This window comes from Nocardiopsis xinjiangensis YIM 90004 (assembly GCF_000341145.1).
Classification (GTDB): Bacteria; Actinomycetota; Actinomycetes; order Streptosporangiales; family Streptosporangiaceae; genus Nocardiopsis; species Nocardiopsis xinjiangensis.
In genome coordinates this window covers 1-1,384 of sequence record NZ_ANBE01000075.1, presented here as the reverse complement: position 1 = coordinate 1,384, position 1,384 = coordinate 1, and the positions used below count along the sequence as shown (strand labels likewise).

Annotated in this window: 1 protein-coding gene; it reads right to left on the bottom strand. The window is 66.2% G+C overall.

Annotation, left to right across the window (positions count from 1 at the left end):
• Nucleotides 1–1,384, bottom strand: a 1,384-nt coding sequence (locus D473_RS25345; protein ID WP_033353975.1) for a condensation domain-containing protein, incomplete at both ends; no start/stop codon positions are given.

The following is a 1,384-nucleotide window of genomic DNA, read 5'->3' as shown; positions in this document are numbered from 1 at the left end:
GGTCGTAGGGCAGGGGTGTGGGGGTGTCGATGCCGGTGAGGGTGTGGTGCCAGTGGTCGGTGGCGGTTTGGGTGTCTTGGTGGGAGAGCCAGGTCAGGTGGTCGCGGAAGTCGGGGCGTGGGGGCAGGGGTGAGCCGTGGTAGGCGGTGAAGACGTCGGACAGGACCAGGGGCAGGCTCCATCCGTCCAGGAGGAGGTGGTGGAAGGTCCAGAGCAGGGCTACGCGGGTGGTGTCCAGTTGGGCGATGGTGAGGCGTAGTAGGGGGCTCTGGTTCAGGTCCATGCCGGTTTGTTGGTCTTGGGCGCGTAGGTCGGCCAGGGCTTGTTCTTGTTGGGTGGGTGTGTGGTGGCGCCAGTCCAGGTGGGTGATGGGTAGTTGTGCTTGGTGGGGGATGTGTTGCAGGGGTGTGGTGAGGTTTTCCCAGAGTGGGGTGGCGCGGAGGGTGGGTGTGGTGTCCAGGACGTGTTGCCAGGCTCGGGCCAGGCGTTGGGGGTCTTCGATTCCGTCGAGGTGCAGGGTGATGTGTTCGAGGTAGGAGGTTCCTTGGTCGAGCAGGGTGTGGAAGAGCATGCCCTGTTGCATGGGGGTCAGGGGTAGTAGGTCGTGGGTGTGGGGGGTGGTGATGTGGTCGAGGGTTTTTTGGTTCAGGTGGGTGAGGGGGAAGTCGGAGGGGGTGGTTCCGCCGGTGTCCTCACGCAGACAGAACCCCACCACGTCACGTAGGGCCTCGGTGAACCGGTCCGCGAGAGCGGCCATGGTGGCCCGGTCATGGACCAGGTCCGAGAAGAACCAGTCGATGACGAGGGCCTCGTCATCGATACGTCCGACCACGTCGATCAGGTGAGCGCGCTCCTCCCTCGGTGCGTGCTCATAGCCCGCGTTCAGCCGCAGCCCCGTGTGCAAGGTGTCGGCCCCGGTGTCGAATCGGCCGAGGTAGTTGAAGCTGATCTGTGGGGTGGGCAGGTCGGCCAGGGTGGTGCGTTGGTGGTCGGTGCCCAGGTAGCGCAGGGCTCCGAAGCCGAGGCCGCGTCGGGGGAGGTTGCGCAGCATCTCCTTGGTGGTCTTGATCTGGCTGTCCCAGTCGGGGCGTGGGTGCAGGGCCACGGGGAAGAGGGTGGTGAACCAGCCCACGGTGCGGGACAGGTCCAGATGGTCGAAGAGGTCTTCGCGGCCGTGGCCTTCCATGTTGATCAGGAGTTTCTCGTGGCCGGCCCAGTCGGTGAGGACGTGGGTCAGTGCGGCCAGGAGCAGGTCGTTGACCTGGGTGCGGTAGGCCTGGGGTGCTCGGCGTAGCAGGGCCTGGGTGGTCTCGGTGCTCAGGCGGGTGGTGACGGTGTGTTGGGAGTGCACGGGGCCGTTGCCGTCGTGGTCCCGGTCGCGGGG